The sequence below is a fragment of the Agarivorans sp. B2Z047 genome (genome assembly GCF_023373605.1).
GTDB classification, from domain to species: domain Bacteria; phylum Pseudomonadota; class Gammaproteobacteria; order Enterobacterales; family Celerinatantimonadaceae; genus Agarivorans; species Agarivorans albus.
This window is the reverse complement of the sequence record NZ_CP088080.1, coordinates 707,593-725,471: the sequence shown is the minus strand read 5'-3', so window position 1 is coordinate 725,471 and position 17,879 is coordinate 707,593. Positions and strand designations below refer to the sequence as shown.

12 protein-coding genes are annotated in these 17,879 nt (G+C 43.9%); 4 read left to right on the top strand and 8 right to left on the bottom strand.

Annotation, left to right across the window (positions count from 1 at the left end):
• Window positions 1-30: 30 nt before the first annotated feature.
• The 5 genes from recD to LQZ07_RS03300 form a co-directional block, all read right to left on the bottom strand.
• Entirely contained in the window at window positions 31-2,091 is a 2,061-nt protein-coding gene (recD, locus tag LQZ07_RS03320; protein WP_194164152.1) for an exodeoxyribonuclease V subunit alpha, read from the bottom strand.
• On the bottom strand, window positions 2,081-5,797 hold the full coding sequence (gene recB / locus LQZ07_RS03315; protein ID WP_249483500.1) for an exodeoxyribonuclease V subunit beta: 3,717 nt from the start codon (window positions 5,795-5,797) through the stop codon (window positions 2,081-2,083). Before recB ends, recD begins: the two co-directional genes overlap by 11 nt.
• A complete protein-coding gene (gene recC, locus LQZ07_RS03310) occupies window positions 5,790-9,143 on the bottom strand; it encodes an exodeoxyribonuclease V subunit gamma (RefSeq protein WP_152783315.1) in 3,354 nt (1,117 codons plus the stop codon). The genes recB and recC overlap by 8 nt, the downstream gene beginning before the upstream one ends.
• Before the next feature lie 110 nt (window positions 9,144-9,253).
• Window positions 9,254-9,649, bottom strand: coding sequence for a hypothetical protein (locus LQZ07_RS03305; RefSeq protein WP_016402299.1), 396 nt, complete (start codon window positions 9,647-9,649; stop codon window positions 9,254-9,256).
• A 462-nt stretch (window positions 9,650-10,111) separates the two neighbouring features.
• Window positions 10,112-10,714 carry an ATP-binding protein gene (locus LQZ07_RS03300; protein WP_256471406.1) on the bottom strand — a complete coding sequence of 201 codons (603 nt, stop codon included), beginning with the start codon at window positions 10,712-10,714 and terminating at the stop codon, window positions 10,112-10,114.
• Between the two features lie 394 nt (window positions 10,715-11,108).
• Between LQZ07_RS03300 and LQZ07_RS03295 the strand changes: the two genes are divergently transcribed.
• Entirely contained in the window at window positions 11,109-11,609 is a 501-nt protein-coding gene (locus LQZ07_RS03295; RefSeq protein WP_152783314.1) for a hypothetical protein, read from the top strand.
• Between the two features lie 427 nt (window positions 11,610-12,036).
• On the opposite strand, the gene LQZ07_RS03290 is transcribed toward LQZ07_RS03295, so the two are convergent.
• A complete protein-coding gene (locus LQZ07_RS03290) occupies window positions 12,037-12,243 on the bottom strand; it encodes a helix-turn-helix domain-containing protein (RefSeq protein ID WP_152783312.1) in 207 nt (68 codons plus the stop codon).
• Between the two features lie 127 nt (window positions 12,244-12,370).
• On the opposite strand from LQZ07_RS03290, the gene LQZ07_RS03285 reads away from it, so the two are divergent.
• Together LQZ07_RS03285 and LQZ07_RS03280 are read left to right on the top strand one after the other, a co-directional pair.
• Complete coding sequence (locus LQZ07_RS03285; RefSeq protein ID WP_194164151.1) at window positions 12,371-12,904, top strand: hypothetical protein; 534 nt, start codon at window positions 12,371-12,373, stop codon at window positions 12,902-12,904.
• Between the two features lies 1 nt (window position 12,905).
• Window positions 12,906-14,288 (top strand): DEAD/DEAH box helicase, encoded by a 1,383-nt coding sequence (locus LQZ07_RS03280; RefSeq protein ID WP_194164150.1) that lies wholly within the window; start codon window positions 12,906-12,908, stop codon window positions 14,286-14,288.
• Between the two features lie 271 nt (window positions 14,289-14,559).
• Here the strand turns inward: LQZ07_RS03280 and LQZ07_RS03275 are convergent, their stop codons facing one another.
• Window positions 14,560-15,558 carry a DNA/RNA non-specific endonuclease gene (locus tag LQZ07_RS03275; RefSeq protein ID WP_152783308.1) on the bottom strand — a complete coding sequence of 333 codons (999 nt, stop codon included), beginning with the start codon at window positions 15,556-15,558 and terminating at the stop codon, window positions 14,560-14,562.
• A 445-nt stretch (window positions 15,559-16,003) separates the two neighbouring features.
• Here LQZ07_RS03275 and LQZ07_RS03270 point away from each other — a divergent pair, with 445 nt between their 5' ends.
• A complete protein-coding gene (locus LQZ07_RS03270) occupies window positions 16,004-16,399 on the top strand; it encodes a group I intron-associated PD-(D/E)XK endonuclease (RefSeq protein ID WP_152783306.1) in 396 nt (131 codons plus the stop codon).
• Between the two features lie 88 nt (window positions 16,400-16,487).
• Here the strand turns inward: LQZ07_RS03270 and LQZ07_RS03265 are convergent, their stop codons facing one another.
• Entirely contained in the window at window positions 16,488-17,720 is a 1,233-nt protein-coding gene (locus LQZ07_RS03265; RefSeq protein ID WP_152783304.1) for a hypothetical protein, read from the bottom strand.
• Window positions 17,721-17,879: the final 159 nt, after the last annotated feature.

Genomic DNA, 17,879 nt, shown 5'->3' with positions numbered 1-17,879 from the left:
GTTTAAGAATAAGAGCGCTAAGTATCAGATTTACTCACCAACAGCTAAGCGCTCTACCAAGCCCGAGCGCCGCTGGGTTTTATTCCTACATGCTGCACTTATGCTCTCGGCATCGGCATATAAGCTAAAGGTACTTTTTGCGCGGGTGATTGCGGTATACAACAACTCTCGATTTACCAACGCTTGGGTAGCTGGCGGCAGCAACATACACACCTGTTTAAACTCACTGCCTTGGCTCTTGTGTACAGTCATGGCGTAAACACTTTGGTGAGCTGGCAAGCGACTAGGTAATAACCAGCGTAAACCAATGGCGGATTCAAAAGCCACCATTAGCTGGCCATTTTCATCTTGCGCACAAATACCAATATCGCCGTTGTACAGCTGCTGCTCGTGATCGTTTTGCTCAATCATCACTGGTCTACCGGCATACCACACGCTATCGGCATGTTTTGGCAAGGTAATAAAACCTTGCTGGTTTAGCCGTTTCTCGATGCGTTGATTAAGCCCAGTCACACCCAAATCACCATTACGAAGTGCAACTAAAAGCTGAAACTGATGAAACTTGGCAAACACCTGCTCCATCGGTAAACCTTGACGCAACGCCTCTAAATAGGGCTGGTAAGCCTTAGCGCTTTGCCCAAGCAAGTGCCGGTAACTGTCTTGATTTAGCGTTTGATAGGGTAAGTCTTCGCGGCGTGATTCCAGCAAAGCCATGGTTTGTTTAACTTGGCCTTGGTTTACCGCAGCTGCCAACAAACCGATCCCTGAATGAGCATCAAAGCGATAGCTTTTACGCAATAAACACAGCTTATCAGCTATGGGCAAAGGCTGCTTAGCTTGCCAAGCACTTAAGTTAAAACCACTACTGGCTTGCAAATTATCCAGCAAGGTTTGGCTGTAACCCTGCTCAATAAAGGCACATAAATCCCCCAATACTGCCCCCGCCTCTACCGAAGCCAGTTGGTCCTTATCACCCAACAATATTATTCGCGCCTGTTTAGGCATGGCCGCTAGTAGCTTCACCATTAGTGGCATATCAATCATCGACGCTTCATCTACAACTAATAAATCTAAAGCTAAGGGATTGTCGGCATGATGACGAAACTCCGCCCGCCCAGGTATAACACCTAATAAGCGGTGAATAGTTGAAGCTTGCTCAGGGATAGTTGCGATAGTTTGCTCGCTGGCATTAAGCTGCTGTTTTGCGCCGATAATAGATTCACTTAAGCGCGCGGCAGCTTTACCCGTTGGTGCAACCAGCTGAATGTTTAAAGCCGCTTTTCCAGCACTTAGTTGTAAATCTTGTAATAAGGCGAGCAAGCGCGTCACGGTGGTGGTTTTGCCTGTGCCTGGCCCGCCACTAATCACTAGCCGAGGCTGGTAACAAGCTTGTAAGGCTGCCAGCTTCTGCCAATTTATCTTGCTAGCATTAGCAATTTTAGCAACTAGGCTTTGCAGTTCTGATACTTGTTCAATATCAGCAAGTTTGCTCAAGAACTCGGCATTATTAAGTAAGTTCGCGTCACTTACATCCAAATATTGCTGGGCATATAAAGCCATCTGTTGCGCAGAATAAGCGGCTTTAGCCTGTAATAGCATTTGCCAGTTAGGGCTAAACAATTGCTCCACTTGCTGTTGTATTTGGGCTAAGGGGTAATCACTGGTAAGTGAGTGTTCACCGAAGTAATCGGCAATTTGCTGCTCATAGCTCCAATATCGATACAAATATAAGCGCCCATACTGCAATACCAATGGTTTAGCATCTCTGGATAACTTAGCTTGCATTACTGCCGCTGAAGACCCAAGTTGCACTTGCCAAAATTCAGGCTCTAGCGCACCTGCTAGTGGGCAAGCACCCAACTGTTCACAACGCTTGGCTAGGCTAGACATATCGATACAAACGTGGCCGGCTTGTAATTCATTACTAACCAGCGCGGCTGCCACCATCAAAACATCAGCCTGCTCACTGCTTGCAAACGACTTAGCAAAGTGAAAATCTAAGGCGCTGATTTGTCCCTGCTGTTTTAACTGTTGGAGCCAACCAGTAATGTTTAGAAGGCTAGTATCATTGGCGAGTAAACTAGTCATCATTCGCCTCCACATGATTTAACTGCACTAATGTTTGATTAAGATCTTGCCCGGCAAATAGCTGATCAAGGTACTCAATAAATTGCGGATCCGGTCGGCTAAAATACACACCATTACGCTGCTCGTTTAGAGCGGCTTGACTAGCCATATCACCGGCCATTCCACGCAAAAATAAATAATAAACCCCGCCAAAGTGCTGCTCATAGTCGTAGTCAGGTATTCGTTGCCCCAACCAACGGTGTAAGGCCAAACTGTACAGCTGATATTGGAAATCGTAGCGATGCTCAACCATGGCATCCATCATTGCCTGTTGTTGGTACTCACTTACTTCTGCCCCCAAGTAATTCGATTTGTAATCCAATACGTAATAACGACCATCATGTTGATACACCAAATCGATAAAGCCCTTTAACATGCCTTGCACACTGGCAAAATCCAAGGGTTTGGCTTGGCGACTTAATGGGTCGAAATATTGAATTAGCTGATTAACTTGATTGGCTTGCAAGTCTGCAATTGGCAAGAAAAACTCCATTTCGACCAAGCGTTGCGCGGGGCTTAGTTGGCTTAAACTGTAAGCAGCAGTGCTCCCAGCATCATCCAAAGGCGTAGCACACACCTGTTGGAACATATCAGCCAGTGGCGCTAACCATAACAACTCGCCTTGAGCGTCCAACTGATTATAACTAGAGGCTTGCAGTAAGGGCGCAATAGCCAGCTGAATACTCGCTAAATCGGCTTGAAAATCCACTTCTTCAAACAATAAGTGCAAAAAAGTACCAGCCTCTGCGCCACGAGGGAAATCAAAAATAGTCAGCGTTTGCGGCTGTTCAACTTGGCTTGGCTCAGCACTTAAACCTTCTGCTTCATCTAGCCATGCCATATCACTACTTGCATCAAAGCCTGCGCCGTGACCTTGCTGGCGACTAAGCGCAGAGTAACTGGTTAGCCACCAGTTTCGATTCAGCTGGGTAGTAAATTGCTTAGCAGCAAAACTTTGCTGCTCTTGGTTTAACGGGCTATATGGCGCAAGTGTTTGCTCACTCACCGTTTGCCAACTCACGCAGGGAAGCTGAGCCAAATTGTCCAATATAGCGCTAAGCGCGCCAGCAGGTTGTGGCTGATTTTGTTGCAACAAGTAGCCTAGGGCGCTTTGATGCACGTCGGTATCACCTTTTTTGGCATTACCTTTTTTCAGATCTGCCACACCTAAGTAACAGCAATACACCGCCCGAGTCACCGCCACATAAAGCAAGCGCAAGTCCTCGGCCAAACGCTCTTGGCTAGCAGCCTCCATAGCTTGCTCACTGCCATTTAAATCGAGAATAAAGCGCTCGCCTTCGTGATAAAGCGCTTCGCTCGCTTCGCGATAACCCAAAATAAACGGCAACATCACAATCGGATATTCCAAGCCCTTACTTTTATGAATAGTGACAATTTGCACCAAGTTCGCATCACTTTCTAAGCGCAGTTGTTGGTCATCGGCATTGCCATCGGGCTCGAGTAGTTGTTCGGCAACCCAGCGCATTAACGCAGCTTCACCATCTAACTCGGCGCTCTGGTTTTGCAGTAACTCAGCTAAATGCATCAAGTTGGTAAGTAAGCGTTCACCATAGTTGTCGTTTTGGCTGATCCAGCGCTCGCTAATGCCACGTTGGCTCATCCAAGAATAAAACATTGCTAGTACGCCTTGCTTATACCAAAGCTGTTGGTACTCGCTGTACTCTTGGGAATAACGTTGCCAGCTCCGCTCGTCGGTATTTAGCTGGTCCAACTCGCTTAAGCCTAAACCTAGAATTTTACAGGCTAAAGCTGCGCGTAGTTTTCGGTCATTATGCGGTTCTTGGCAGGCTAATAACTGCAAATAAAATTGATAGGCTTCGGGGCTTTCAAACACACTATCGCGGTTAGATAAGCTGACACTGGCAATGTTTTGTTTAGCCAATGCTGCGGCCACTTTTTCGCCTTCACGGCGAGTGCGCACTAACACCGCGATATCGCCCGCTTGCACTGTTTTACCGCTATCACCCAGAGTTGCACGCCCTTGTTGCCCGGCTTCTAACAAAGCTTGTATTTGCTGGGCACACTGTTGAGCCTGACCAACAAGATAATCTTCGCCGCGCACAAATTCTGAGTTTTGCTGATACAAAAACTGCATGGCTGCCTGTGACTCGCCGTTTATAACTAAACCACTCAGATCTGCTTTAGCCGCATTCACCGGGATGAACTCAATGGCATCGTCAAAAATAAATGGCCGAGCATGGCACTCAAACAATTTATTGCATGCGGTCACCATCGCGCCAGTGGAACGCCAATTGGTTGGCAGGTTGTAACGTGCGGTAACCTTGTTGCGCGCTTGCATATAAGTGAAAATGTCGGCGCCGCGAAAGCCATAAATCGCCTGCTTAGGATCGCCAATTAGCATTAACGCGGTATCTGGCCTATCAATATACAGCTGAGAAAAAATCTGATACTGCTGAGGATCGGTATCTTGGAATTCATCAATCATCGCCACCGGATAAAGCTCGGCAATTTGCTTGGCTAGCACTTCTCCTTGAGGTGCATTTAGCGCCTTGGCCAAACCCGCCAATAAATCATCAAAACTTAACAACTGCTGTTGTTGCTTGAGTTCACTAAAACGCTGACGTATTTGAGGCAACAACCGGGCTAACAGCAAGTTTTTAATGCTTTGTTCTTCTGCAAACAAGGTTTCTATCGCGTTAAACGCGGGGTGCTGCGGAGGCGTACCTTTAGCTTTTACGCCATTAGCTAGATTCTCTGGCGTGAACCTAGCCAAAGCCTCGCGCAATGGTTTGCTTAAAAAGTCACTGTCGGTTGCGGCGTCTGCAAACTGGTTAATTAAGCCCAACCATTTTTCGACCGAAGCTTTACGAAACTTATTGCCATTTAATGGCGCAGTTGCAATAAGTTCGGCAATGTCTGCCGCAGCCGGTTTCCAAAGCTGTTTAAAGACATCAATGCGATTAATTTGATGCGCAAAAAAGCGTTCTAAATCTTGCTCTTGCGGCACACCTTGTAGCTCAAAATGGCTTTGATTTAGCAAGCCGCCCAGTTCTTGATGTAAGTCGTAAGGGCTAGCCCAGCATTGTACTATTCGCCCCACTAAGGGCACCGATAAGGGATAAAAGCACTGACGCCAACAATCTTGCACCGCTTGCAAACGAAGATGAATTTCATTGGTAAGAAACTCCATCTCAAAGGGCAAGCCCGATTCGAAAGCATGTTGCTTCAACATGCGTTGGCAAAAACCATGAATGGTAAACACCGCCGCCTGGTCCATGTTCTGCTCGGCCAGCAACAAACGTTGCGCCGCCTGCGGGTGGTCGTTAACCTCATCTAGCAGCTGACCAATAATGAAGTCATCGCTTTGGCCTCGTAAAAAAGCAATCCGCGCTTGATGAATTTTCTCGCGAATTCGACCTCGCAGCTCCTGCGTAGCTGCTTCGGTAAAGGTAACCACCAATATCTGCTCAATAGTGAGCGGTACGCGCTCTCCGGCTTGGCTAAAAGCTTGCTCTGGTAGACGATAATGCCCTAGCAACAAACGCAGCACCAAAGCACCAATGGTGTAGGTTTTACCCGTACCGGCACTGGCTTCAATAAGCCGAGAGCCATTTAAGGGAAACGTAAAAACATCTAAGTTATTATTGGTCGTGCTGCTCTGCTGAGCAGCTTGGTTTAGATTAGACACCAGCAAACTCCTCTAGATGAGCTAACAAAGGGCCAAGCAAGGCTTGAGCGCTGGCTTCGAACTGCGGCCAGATAGCTTCTAAATCATTTAGCTGAGCTTGAATATACGGGTCAGCACCCTCTGCCTGAGCAAACGGCCCTCCGTTAAACTGATTGCGTGCCGCGCGCCTTGCTTTATCTAGATTGGCCTCGCTGTACTCAATACTGCCGGTTTTCTTGTCTTTACATTGGCTTATCCACTGCCAAGCGCTTTCGATAGGTAGCAATATCGGCTGGTGTAAACCTTGTTGTAAGTGGCTTAGCCAAAGCGCTAAATACTCTTTTGCTTGTTCTGCACTTAATGGCGAAAGCTGCCAAGCCCCTTTACGACCAAGCACATAAGAGCTAAGCGCTTGCTCAGGTAAACTAGCGTGAAACACTAAGTGCCACAGCCAAGCGGCAACCAAATCTTTACCCCGAATACTGCCCGGTCGATAACTCACTAAACCTTGTGCGTATTGGTTCTTTAACCAAGCCGACAAACGACACTGCTGCAAACCATCCTCATGCAAATACTCTAGATCTAGGGCTAGCTGCTGGCGCTTAACTAGCCCTCCCGCTAGCAAGGGAAATAGGGCATCGGCCAAGGGTTCAAGATCTTGCCATTGCTGCTCAAACGATACCTCTCCAAAACCACCATGCGGCAAGCTACCGGCAGCATGTAACAGCGCAAATTGCTGCTTTTTATCTGCGTTGTTTAGTTGCTGTTCGAGTAAATATTGCTTCATAGAGAAGCCCGCTAACCCTTCTACTAAAAAGGGTTCGGTTTCTTCTAATTGCTCGCTTAAGCGCGGAAAACTCACTTTTAAGCGCCGCTGATAAAAATAAGCGATGGGCGAGCGACTAAAGGCAAGCAACTCGTCCATTTCAATATCCGCTATGTAACCTTCATTGAGCAGCGCTTCTTCTATCGGCTCGGGCGCTTTACTTTGTTGCTGGGCTGCTACAGCCGGCAGCCAACGCTGCGCATAACTAAACTTATCGCTTTGGCTTTGATAATACTCACTCGAGAAGGGTTGCAAAGGATGCTCACAACTAATGTGAGTTAATAAACGCTTGGCTGATTGATCTACATTTAGTTGTTCATCACCCTTTAGTACGCAGCTTTGGCCAATGTAATCACATAGCTCAGCCACCAACACCGACGGCGTTTGTTCACTGTTATCCTTGGCACTATGGGCAATATAAGAGACATATAAAGTATCTTGGGCGGCCAGCAATGCTTCTAAGAACAAATAACGATCGTCATCTCGGCGGCTACGGTCGCCACGTTTAGCAGGATTTTGCGCCATTAAATCAAAGCCCATGCTAGGTACGGAGCGCGGATACTCACTGTCATTCATGCCCAATAAACACACTACTTTAAAGGGTATGGCGCGCATTGGCAGTAAGGTACAAAAGTTAATTTGCCCCGCCAAAAAGCGTTGACTACCACGCTGGGCATTTAGCTGATTACGGCAATAATCCAAAATAAGTTCAGGGCTGACAAGCTCCATATAACCGCTACTGCTGCATTGCTCTACGAGGGTTTCAAATAGCTTATGCAGGCGCAATTGCTCGGTTTCGTCATCACTATCAAAGCTGTAAATATTGCTGAGCAAATTTTGCAAACGTAATCGCCATTGCGCGGCGTTAACCGCACTCAACAACTGTTGTTCTAGCAACATTAGTTGGTCTATAAAGTCAGCTAACTTGCCCACCGCTAAGGCAATTTTCCCTTGCACCTCATCATAGGCTAGCACCCCTTGATGTAAACCCGCTTCACTGGGCATCGCATAACCTAACAACATCCTCTTAAGGCCAAATAGCCAAGAGTGAGTTTCATCTTCTGGGGCCTGCCAGCGGCTGCGGTCACTGCCATCTAGCCCCCAACGCACCCCTGCTTCTCTCACCCATTGGCGCAGCGACTTAAGTTCATCTTCTGCCAATTCAAAACGACGCATTATTGCCGGTACTTCTAATAACGCTAAAAGCTCTGCCGCAGACTTACGTTTTTGTGGTAGCGCCAACAGCTCCAAAAAGCTTAACAAAACGGGGTTTTCTTGAGTGGCACTGCGATCTGAAATAGCAAAAGGCAAGCGCGTTTCAGCACTGGTGCTGCCAAACACTGCCTGAATCATTGGCCCATAACGATTTACATCGGGCACCATTACAATAATATCGCGGGGGTTTAGTTCTGGGTCTTGCTCAAACATTGCCAGAAGTTGGTCGTGCAATATTTCTAGCTCTCGGCGAGGGCTATGGCAAAGATGCAATTGCACACTGCAATCATCAGGCTCGATCTGGCGCTTGTGCAAACTGTTGTCAAACTTCTGATAATCAATGGGGTCTTGCAGCTTTAAGATATCGTCTTGAACCATTGCCAATAAACTTGGAGCCTGCTGCTCATTTACATTACTGGCAAAAATGTCGGTTTCTTGCTTATTTAGCGGGTGCAATAATTCAATGTAATCACGGCCTAACTTGCCCATAGACGCCAATAAGGGATTGCCTACTTGGCTGATATCGGATTGTTGTTTTAGCAGGGTGCTAACGTCTCGAACATCGCCCCAGTATTGCTCTGAAGGATTGGTAAGGAATAGATGAATTTCACAATGTAATGCTAAGGCGTCTAAGGCTTCAACATAGGCCGGCGGCAAGGCTGATATACCAAAAATAAACACCTGCTCGGGCAAACCTTCAGGCGCGGCACTGGCCACTCGCAACTGTTCAACAAAGTCGATATATAATTTGCCCCGGTGATAAAGGGAGTCCATAGAGCTTACCGTGTCGTCAACCAAGTCACGCCACAATATCGGTTGCCAAGGCTGGCTTTCGCTCACCTCGTTTAAGTCATCACCCGCTTCCCATGCACTGGTCCATTCGCTGCGATACACCAAGTATTGGTCGTAAATATCTGCAATTTTTTGTGCCAGTTGCCAAAGCTTACGACTGTCAATGTCCTCACTTTCTTGCTCACCCAACAGATAGTGCTTTAAGGTGCTAAATGCAGGTTCTTGCAAACGTTGCGGCAACAAGCGCATTAATCGCCAACTCATGGCTTCTTTATTAAAGGGACTTTGCTCGGGAACATCTTGCAGAACTAAGTGAAACATTTGCCAAATAAAGCTAGCAGGCAGTGGAAATGCCACATTTGCCACAATGCCTTGTTGTTCGGCCAGCTGCAGTTTTAACCACTGCGCCATGCCAGGGCTTTGTACCAAGATCTGCTGTTGAGTAAATGGATTTTCTGGCGCTTGCAAGGCCATCACCTTACTCAATAAAATTTGTAAGGTATCTAAATGATTACTTTGGTAAAGATATAACAAGAAGGCTGTTCCCTTGAACGAAGCAGCCTTTATTGTGCCAGAAAAAAACGCTTAAAAAAGTGTTGCTTAAACGATTTTCACTGGATGGCAGCAGTTAGCTGAACAGCTAGCTACTTAGAGAAGATAATGCGACGCAGCGCAGAATAGTCGAAACTGGTGTAACCGCCGTAACCGTTGCGTGCAACAAACATATTGTCGGCTTCGTCACCACTAGGAAGTTTAAATTTAGCACCGCTATGAGTAACCGCTACGTACTCATTTGAAACATAATAATATTTGTTATCGGCTTGAATAAACGCCAACTCACTTAATGGCATAAACAGCGGTTTTCCTTTGCTATCTAAGGCAACAATGCGTTGTTGTAAACTGCCATCGGAGTTTTGGATCTGTAAATCTTGCATTTGCATCCATTGCGATTCGCTACCCGACTGTAGCCAAATTCTAACATCCTGCGCATTTGCAGTACCAAACAATAGAGAAATGCCAATCACCATCCATTTCATCATAGTATTTCCTTCCTTCTTTTGAAGCGCGATAAGCTCTTTGCATACGGCTTATTCACGTGCACTTTAAGTAGCAGCTTCACCCTTGTAAACGCCTGTTTGACATTTTTTCGGTGAAAGTCATGTTTCTGACCTCACTGCCTTTATTTTTATGTTTTTTTTATTGCTCTAATCAAGCGCTAAGCGGCGCCCTTCCTAGTGAGCGCTATCTATAACTCTGTGTTTATATCCTATATTGTACTTGAAAAACATAAGCTTATGAAAACGTTATCTTCAAGTTATTCTAATAAAGTGTCAATAATTTGAACACTAACAGCTATACAATTATTGAGCCATTTTGTTGTAGCTATTTGTTTACGCAAAGACAAAATGCCAGCGAAGCCCCGCGAACACTGAGATAATTCGTAATCTAGTGAGTGATTTATTAATCAATAGAGAAAGGGGAAACTCGACAAAATATAAACACTAGGCAGACAAACGCTTAAGTAAGCGATCCATTGCCCGATAGCTTAGTGCTTCCACAATGTCATTGCGTTGAATATCTTTTTGCTGCTTTAGATCGGCAATGGTTCTAGCCAAGCGCCAAACGCGATGAAATGCGCGAGCAGATAAACCTAATTGGCTAATACTGCTTTCTAAAAACTCACTATTTTCAAGGCTTAAACTGGCATGCTGGTGAAGCTCTTTACCAGAGAGTTGACTATTTAACTTACCGCTGCGCTCTAACTGCAGCTTGCGCGCGTTAATCACCCGCTGTTTTATCATGGCACTAGACTCTCCCTGCGCATGCTGAGTTAAGCTGCCTTTGGGTAATTCAGCTACCTCAACACTTAAATCAAAGCGGTCTAAAAATGGCCCCGATAGCTTACCAAGATATTTCAAGATTTGATCAGGATTACTGCGTAGCTGCTGACCTTGATAGTAACCACAAGGCGAAGGGTTCATCGCCGCCACTAACTGGAATCGCGAAGGAAAGCGCACCTGCAAAGCAGCACGAGAAATATGCACCTCACCCGACTCAAGCGGCTGGCGCAAAGCATCTAAAGTACTACGAGCAAACTCTGGAATTTTCCTAATATCGTTTTTGAGTAATAAATATTGTCAATTTGAGTCATTAATGTTGTAAGTGTTATTCGAGTTAGTGGAGCGCATCGCTTCAGATGCTAGCGGAACGATAAGTCATTCATTTTTCTATTAAGTCGAGTAAGTAGCTATGTTATCCGTTCAATCTTACGTCCTCACCTAGCCCCTCTCATGAATGAATATTCACTTAATCGTCATGTGCAACTACTGATTCAGTCACAGAATTCAGATGGAGAGCGAAACTACCAGCTAAAACAGTTATGCCCATTCTTACTTTGAACCGCAATAACTAGCAATTATAAAAGAAACTCTTTGACCTAATATTGCTAATGATCAAATCTGATTGGAGGTTTGTTAAGAAGAATATGAGGGGGGAGAAGTGAAGGCGTTGGTGTTAATATTGATCACTACCTTGACTATAACTGTACATGCTTCTGAAAGAGTGGATTTCGGATATTGGTCTGTGTTGAAACACGATAACCAAGACAATTCGCCTTTCTATGCAACATTAGTAGGCTTTGATATTGATGGTGAGCAACGGATTCAGTTTACCTGCTCATACCGCTCAGACGGTTTTCAAGCTGAATTTTTGAAGTTGAAAATGACTGAGTACGGGCAAGATATACATACGTATGTTGAATACTCAAATGAACATGAACAACGAAAGTTTTATATTGCTCCAAGTGATATTGGAACAGATTTGTATACAACGATAAGCAACCTGCGTTTTTTAGATGCGGTAGAAAATTGGAAAACTATGTCTCTGAAATATACGATTTGGAAAGATCGCAAGATAAAGAGCGTTTCTAGCAGGAAGGTAGATTTAAAGGGGTATAGCAAAGCTCGAGATGCCGCAATCTCGTTTTGCAACCAAGAATGATTAGACAAATTTTTCTCGCCTGAAATGAAGTTATTAAAACGTATGTTGTAACAAGCTTTTGTCCAAAGATGTGTTTGAAAATGATCAATCTATATTGTCATACTCTTACCTTTGACTTGCGAAATGCACCTGAAAACGATCAAACTTTACCCTTCAAAGTTGATTGTACGTCAAAAAAGTAGTCATTTCTGACGAAGCTTTATTGACCACCCATAATAGCAAGCAAAACATCTAAAATTAGGCGTTTAACCATTAAGGCAGACTAAACCAATTATACTTAAGTTCTACGTGTAATAAGTGGTTATGTTAAATAACTTTGCTGACTATCAGAGGCATCAAAATCGACGGGTAAAGTGCTAAATAAATAGCTTTTTCTATCAAAGCAAACGATAACGAGCAAAATAACAAACTTGGTGAATTAGTTTAATTAGGGAAGCAACGTTTTAGGATCACAACCAAGCACTTCAGACAATTTATAGAGCACATCGATAGTCACATTAACCTCTCCCCGCTCAATACGTCCGACATAACTACGGTCAACATCGGCTAAGTTCGCTAAACCTTCTTGAGACAACATTGCAACCATGCGTTTTTCACGGATTCGCAGACCAATCAGCTTGGCTAAATCACTCATTCTTATCCTCAAAATGATAAGAACTATGAGAAGTTGCCGTCCACCAAACAACGGATTATAATCCGCATCCTTTCGAGACACCTCGAAATCCGACTCAAATAGCACCACACTTACGAAAGGCTCAACCATGTCCTCAAACGTTCATACTCATCTTTGCCAAGAAACACTGCGCATCATTGACTCTTTAACCAAGGATTTCAGTACATCTGAACTTCGCATTAGGCTGCAAAATGTCAGTACAGTGCTTGATGGCCTCACAGGTCAACAAGCCCAAGCCTATGTTTATTACCGCATAAAGTTGCTGCTTGCTCGAGGATGGATAATCAAGATGTCTTCCTCAGTAAAGTTAAAGCCTCGCTATAAAAAAACGGAACAATTTGAGCCTCAATCCCTAGTTCAATTGACCAAGGTTGCTGAACGTAAACCCGCCTTACAACGAGAGAACTTAAGCACTGCGCTGAAATCAAGGCTAAACAGTTACCGAGGTGAAATGCTAACCCTTCAAGGGGAGGCTGAAGAATGCGATCACCTGTATGAACTATATCCAGAACATAAGTCTGCATTCATGGAAGACTACCAATCCACAGTTGATGCAAAATCTATTTTATTGGGGCGTATCAGGTTGCTTGAAAAACAACTCGCACGACTTGAGGTACGGTAAGTTGTCAAAGCTACGAGTTTGGCAAAAAGAGTGTGTTGAGAAGGCGTTAACTCTATATCAACAAGGGCAACGCGACTTTTTCTGTCTAGCATGCCCTGGCGCCGGTAAAACCCGTATGGCGGCAGAGCTGGCAGCCATACTGCTTGAGCAAGGTAAGATAGACATTGTGCTTTGCATCTCTCCTTCTGTGGCCGTATCACAAGGGATCCAACAAACCTTTGAGTCACGTATTGCAAAACCTCTCAATGGAAGCCTAGGAGCGATTGGGGCGTCTCTCACCTATCAGGCAATGACTTCAAAGGATGAGTCTTTTTGGACATTGTTAAAAAAAATGCGTGCGCTAGTAATATTTGATGAAGTCCATCACTGCGCGGGCTTGGCTCCAGAGCATGCAAACACCTGGGGCGAAACCATTCTTCTTAACATTCAAAGCCAAGCAAAGTACACCCTAGCGCTATCAGGCACGCCTTGGCGTTCCGACAAACTTCCGGTTACTTTAGCTCGATACAGCGATGAGTCGAACCAAGTCGCGTATGACTACAGCTATAATCTTGCTCAAGCCGTTGACGATAAGGTTTGTCGCTCACCTTCTATGGTGTTAATAGATAATAAAGCAATTACTTTTGAGCAAGATGGTGAAAAAAGCCTGCACAATAGCCTTGAGGATCTCTTCAAGGAGCGTCATGTTCGTTACGATACCGTCTTAACACATCCCACTTTTCTTCGTCATGTATTAGGCTTAGCCAATACCAAGTTACTTGAGTTGAGAAAGACTGACCTTAAAGCGGCTGGATTAGTAGTTGCTTCGTCTATCAACCATGCTTATGCCATCGCTCGACTGCTAGAAGACAAGTTTGGTCAACCTGTTACAGTGGTTCACCATGGGGCGTTTGAGGCTCAACAAATAATATCTCGTTTCAAAAATGGTACAGCCCCATGGATTGTCTCAGTAGGTATGATCAGTGAGGGAACTGATATTCCACGTTTGCAAGTATGTTGTCATCTATCTAGAGTCAAAACAGAGCTATATTTTCGGCAGGTACTAGGTAGAGTCCTCCGACGAACTCAGTCCAAGAATCAGCAAGCTTGGCTTTATGCTGCGGCAACACCGTCCATCAAATCATTTTGCTTGGGCTTACTTGAAGACATACCCTATGCATTGCTTATAGAGAAACATGGAGATGAAAGGCTTAAATTGACAGGGACAAACGACACTTCAAGTACTGGTACTCTGGGGTTCATCGAGCCTGACAGCTTTGAATTAAGAGAGTCTAAAGAGTTAGATGAGCAAGTTAGTCCAAATCAGATTCCTTGGAAAATGAGGCTCTCAGACGTTTTCTCTCGCCGACTAATAACACTTCGGGATTCTGCCCTGTATAGCTAGGGTTAAAGTAAATCGGGTTGGACACCTCAGGTAAAATGGCTAAAAACTAGGAACAAAAAAGTTCTCTAAATCATATTCAGACACTGAATGTTTTCAAAAGGACTTATAGTAGCTAATGTAAATATGATATTTTTTGTCGTACTGCCAATGCCATTTGCTTGATAGTAATCTCTTTCAAACCAAGTGTGTGGTGAGGCCTGAGATTCCTAGACAGTTTCTAGGCTTTAAAAAATACAGCTGCTGAAAGTACTTAGACTTCTTCAAACAGAAGTCAATCTCCACTGGGTATCGCGCCACATTGCGTCTTACGATCCCAATATTTGTTTCCAACACTCCAAATAGAGGAGTGTTGTTCCTTTAGTTCCAAATTACTAAATAAATGACTAAAAAATAAACCCGTTCTGTCGGATAGTTTTTCTAAGGATACAAGATACCCCTCATGGTCATAGGTGTAGGTGTCTTTTGCTTTATTACAATTAACCCATTTACCTATAGGCTTTGGAGCTTCTCCATCTGAGCTGGTATATGCTTGTTCGAAAATAAATGCTCTTTGTTCTAACTGTCCATCGACTTCCCGTAAGATTACTTTGAAGAGGGCGTGTGGTACCGCTACAGGTACGTCACCATCATCACCAATAAACCCTATATCAGTGCCTTCGTCAAAAATTGGCCCAGTAATTATCCATACTTGACCATACATATTAGACAAAGCAGCCGTGTAGTTTTCCAACGCTCGCCAAGGACCTTGATTTAGGTCTTTAGCTTGAGGTGATGCATTCCAAAACTGATATGTGTTACAAGAAGCTTGAGCTGAAATTCGTTGTGCATGGTCTGACATTGCCCAATGCCCTCTATTCCAAACCCTTCCAATACCATTGTAACTATGGTCTAGTCCTCGTCTATATTGTTGACTGCGACCAGTCCATAGGAATTTTAAATCATCCGAGCGATACCACCTTGAATCAACGGAAACATCGGGTTCAGAGTAATACCCATTGATTAGTGAATCGACGCCTATTAAGTGATAACTAACAAACTTAGGACTGGCCAAAAAAGGAGGCTTTGGGCTAAAAAAAGAAGTGTATGCTGCTTCTGTTTTAATTAACAACTCACTCGAAAAGTCTGGCGTATACTTAGTATGGTTATAGGCTGCCGGAACACCTAGTTCATAAGGACTCTGACCATTTTCGATTGAACATCGATATTTCGCTGCCTGTGAAGTAAATGAAATGAAGAGAGTGATGATAGTAAAGATCGTAACTTTGTACATATCAGATTCCGTTCTAATTTGGCACTTGAACTGTTCGATAAACGTTCAACACTTATGTTAATTAACAACTCTCAAAGTTTGAAGTTCTAATTTTTCGCTAAAGACAAAACTACGCCTACGATGAGCTAACTTTACAGGCTTTTTGTTATTTAGGAGCCTTTAATAGCGCAATAAATTTAGTATACCACCACACAAAATATACTCCCTTGTAGTTCAGCCGAATTTATTGTAATTTATAATTTCATCAATTCACGGCAAAACTGTCTGATAGTAGTATTAATGGCATAACCCAAAAATAGGGAATGCTTAGGTAGGCAACCTTTACTACTCGATACTCGCTAAGCGGTATAGTGATATTAAATTAGGGGTAGGCTAAACAGCAGCCCGGTTCGCACTCAAAAAAACCTAGTTGACGTGCGGCATCAATTTAAATCGGACGCTAATAATGCCTATTAGAAACACTTCACCAAACCAAGCCTCTCTAAAACATTACAAAAGTCTTTCTTATGAAACCTTAGCTGCTAGCTGGCTATTAAATGACGGTTGGGATGTATTTATGCCCATGATAGACCACGGTCAAAAGACAGATTTTGTCATTTCCGATGGCTATGAGTTTTATCGTATACAAATAAAAACCCTTGAAACCCATGACGAGAACATAAACGTTGAAAACAAATGGGGCGATAAACATATCGACTATGTGATTTATTTCTCTCGTTCTGACAACTGGGGGTACATAACACCGCCATTTCACCAAAGAAAGAAAAAGCTAAACTCACCAGGTCATATTCGATTTCATCAACATGCTAAGCACTTTGTCAAAGCGTTCAAAAAGATTTAGCGGATAGGTTTGGAGGGGATTAAGGCAAGCACTGAAGGATAGAATGCAGCTGAAGCTACATTTTTAAACCTGAGCAAGTTTGGCGAGGCTAAACTTCTACTTTGTCAATCAGGCTTATACAGTTAGCAATTTCCTGAGTGATGTCATTTGACAACGGCCAAGGGATCCCAGCTTTTCGTGCTATCAACCTTAATTCACCTTCCAGCTTAACAATGGCTTGCCTTTCAAGGTGAGCCTTATTCAGCAATGTCTTGATATAACCAATGTTAGGAAACTCGGCTTTCAGTGCGTTGAGCTGATTTAATGTATGCATTCTTTTTCTCTCCAGCTCTTCACATTCACTTTTGATATCTGTGTATGCTTGCAGAATTTCTGAAGCCGATTTTTCAAGCTCAGCTCGAAATTCTGCTTCGAGCTCTGTTTTACGTGCTAAGAGAGAGTGCTGCGCTATGCTTTCTAGTTTCGCATTTTGCTGACTAAGACTCGCATGCTCTAACTTTAAAGTTTGGATCCGCCCATCATAATCCGCTTTATCACTATAAAACTGACTTTCAACTTCATTCAATCGGCTCAAATAATCCGCTTTTAGTTGTTCGGCTGTAGGTCGGTTTTCATCAATGGCGTCCATTATTCGAGAGAGCTCACCTTCGAGAGATAACTTGTTACTCTCTAGCGTCTTCACATTTAAGGCCATTTCCAAACAACGTTTACGCTCAAAATCAATGACCCGCTTAGCGACCAATGAAACAGGGTTAATGCTTAACCAGTTACCGGATTTAGTAGCAAACGTATCTGATATACGCTCCATCAACTCGGCTGACCAAGGCATCAAAAAACTGAAATCAAATTCAATTGCTGTCAGATTCAGCCTCTTATACTTAGCAATCTTTTCAGATTCACAGAAGTGAGTAACTGCGATTTCGACCAACACTTTCTCACCTGTAGAAGTGTGGCCTATTAAATCTGGTATTTCTTTTAAGGGGCGTATGGGTGTTTCATAATCTACATCCGTGAACTCTATTGGGAAATTCGACACAGCCCCCTCAAAAAAGCCCAGTGGAGCATGTAGGCGTTTATGACACCGAACATACTCTTTGGCCGCCAAATGAAGATCGGTTTCAGCACTGTAATTACAGTTGGAGGTAACATGATGATGAGCGAAGTGTGCACGGTTTATTTTTCCCAGCCTAGCTACCAATGGTTGACCGCATCCTATGCAAGAGCATTTGCACTTAAGACCGTTCAACTCAACGTCTTCAATCGTTGTAAGCTGACCTTGATGGTCTAAAGCAAAATGGATTTTAAGGGAGGTCAAAGACATGTACAACAAGCCCAGTCTGCAATATCATTATCTTTTATAACATATCAGTCAATAAGAGGGTAACCCTTAAGGCTTAGTTAGTAGAGCTTTGATACCTAAATACTATCTTTTATCGAAGATACACATTCCAAGCAGTATTTGTGAACTTAATACCTTGAA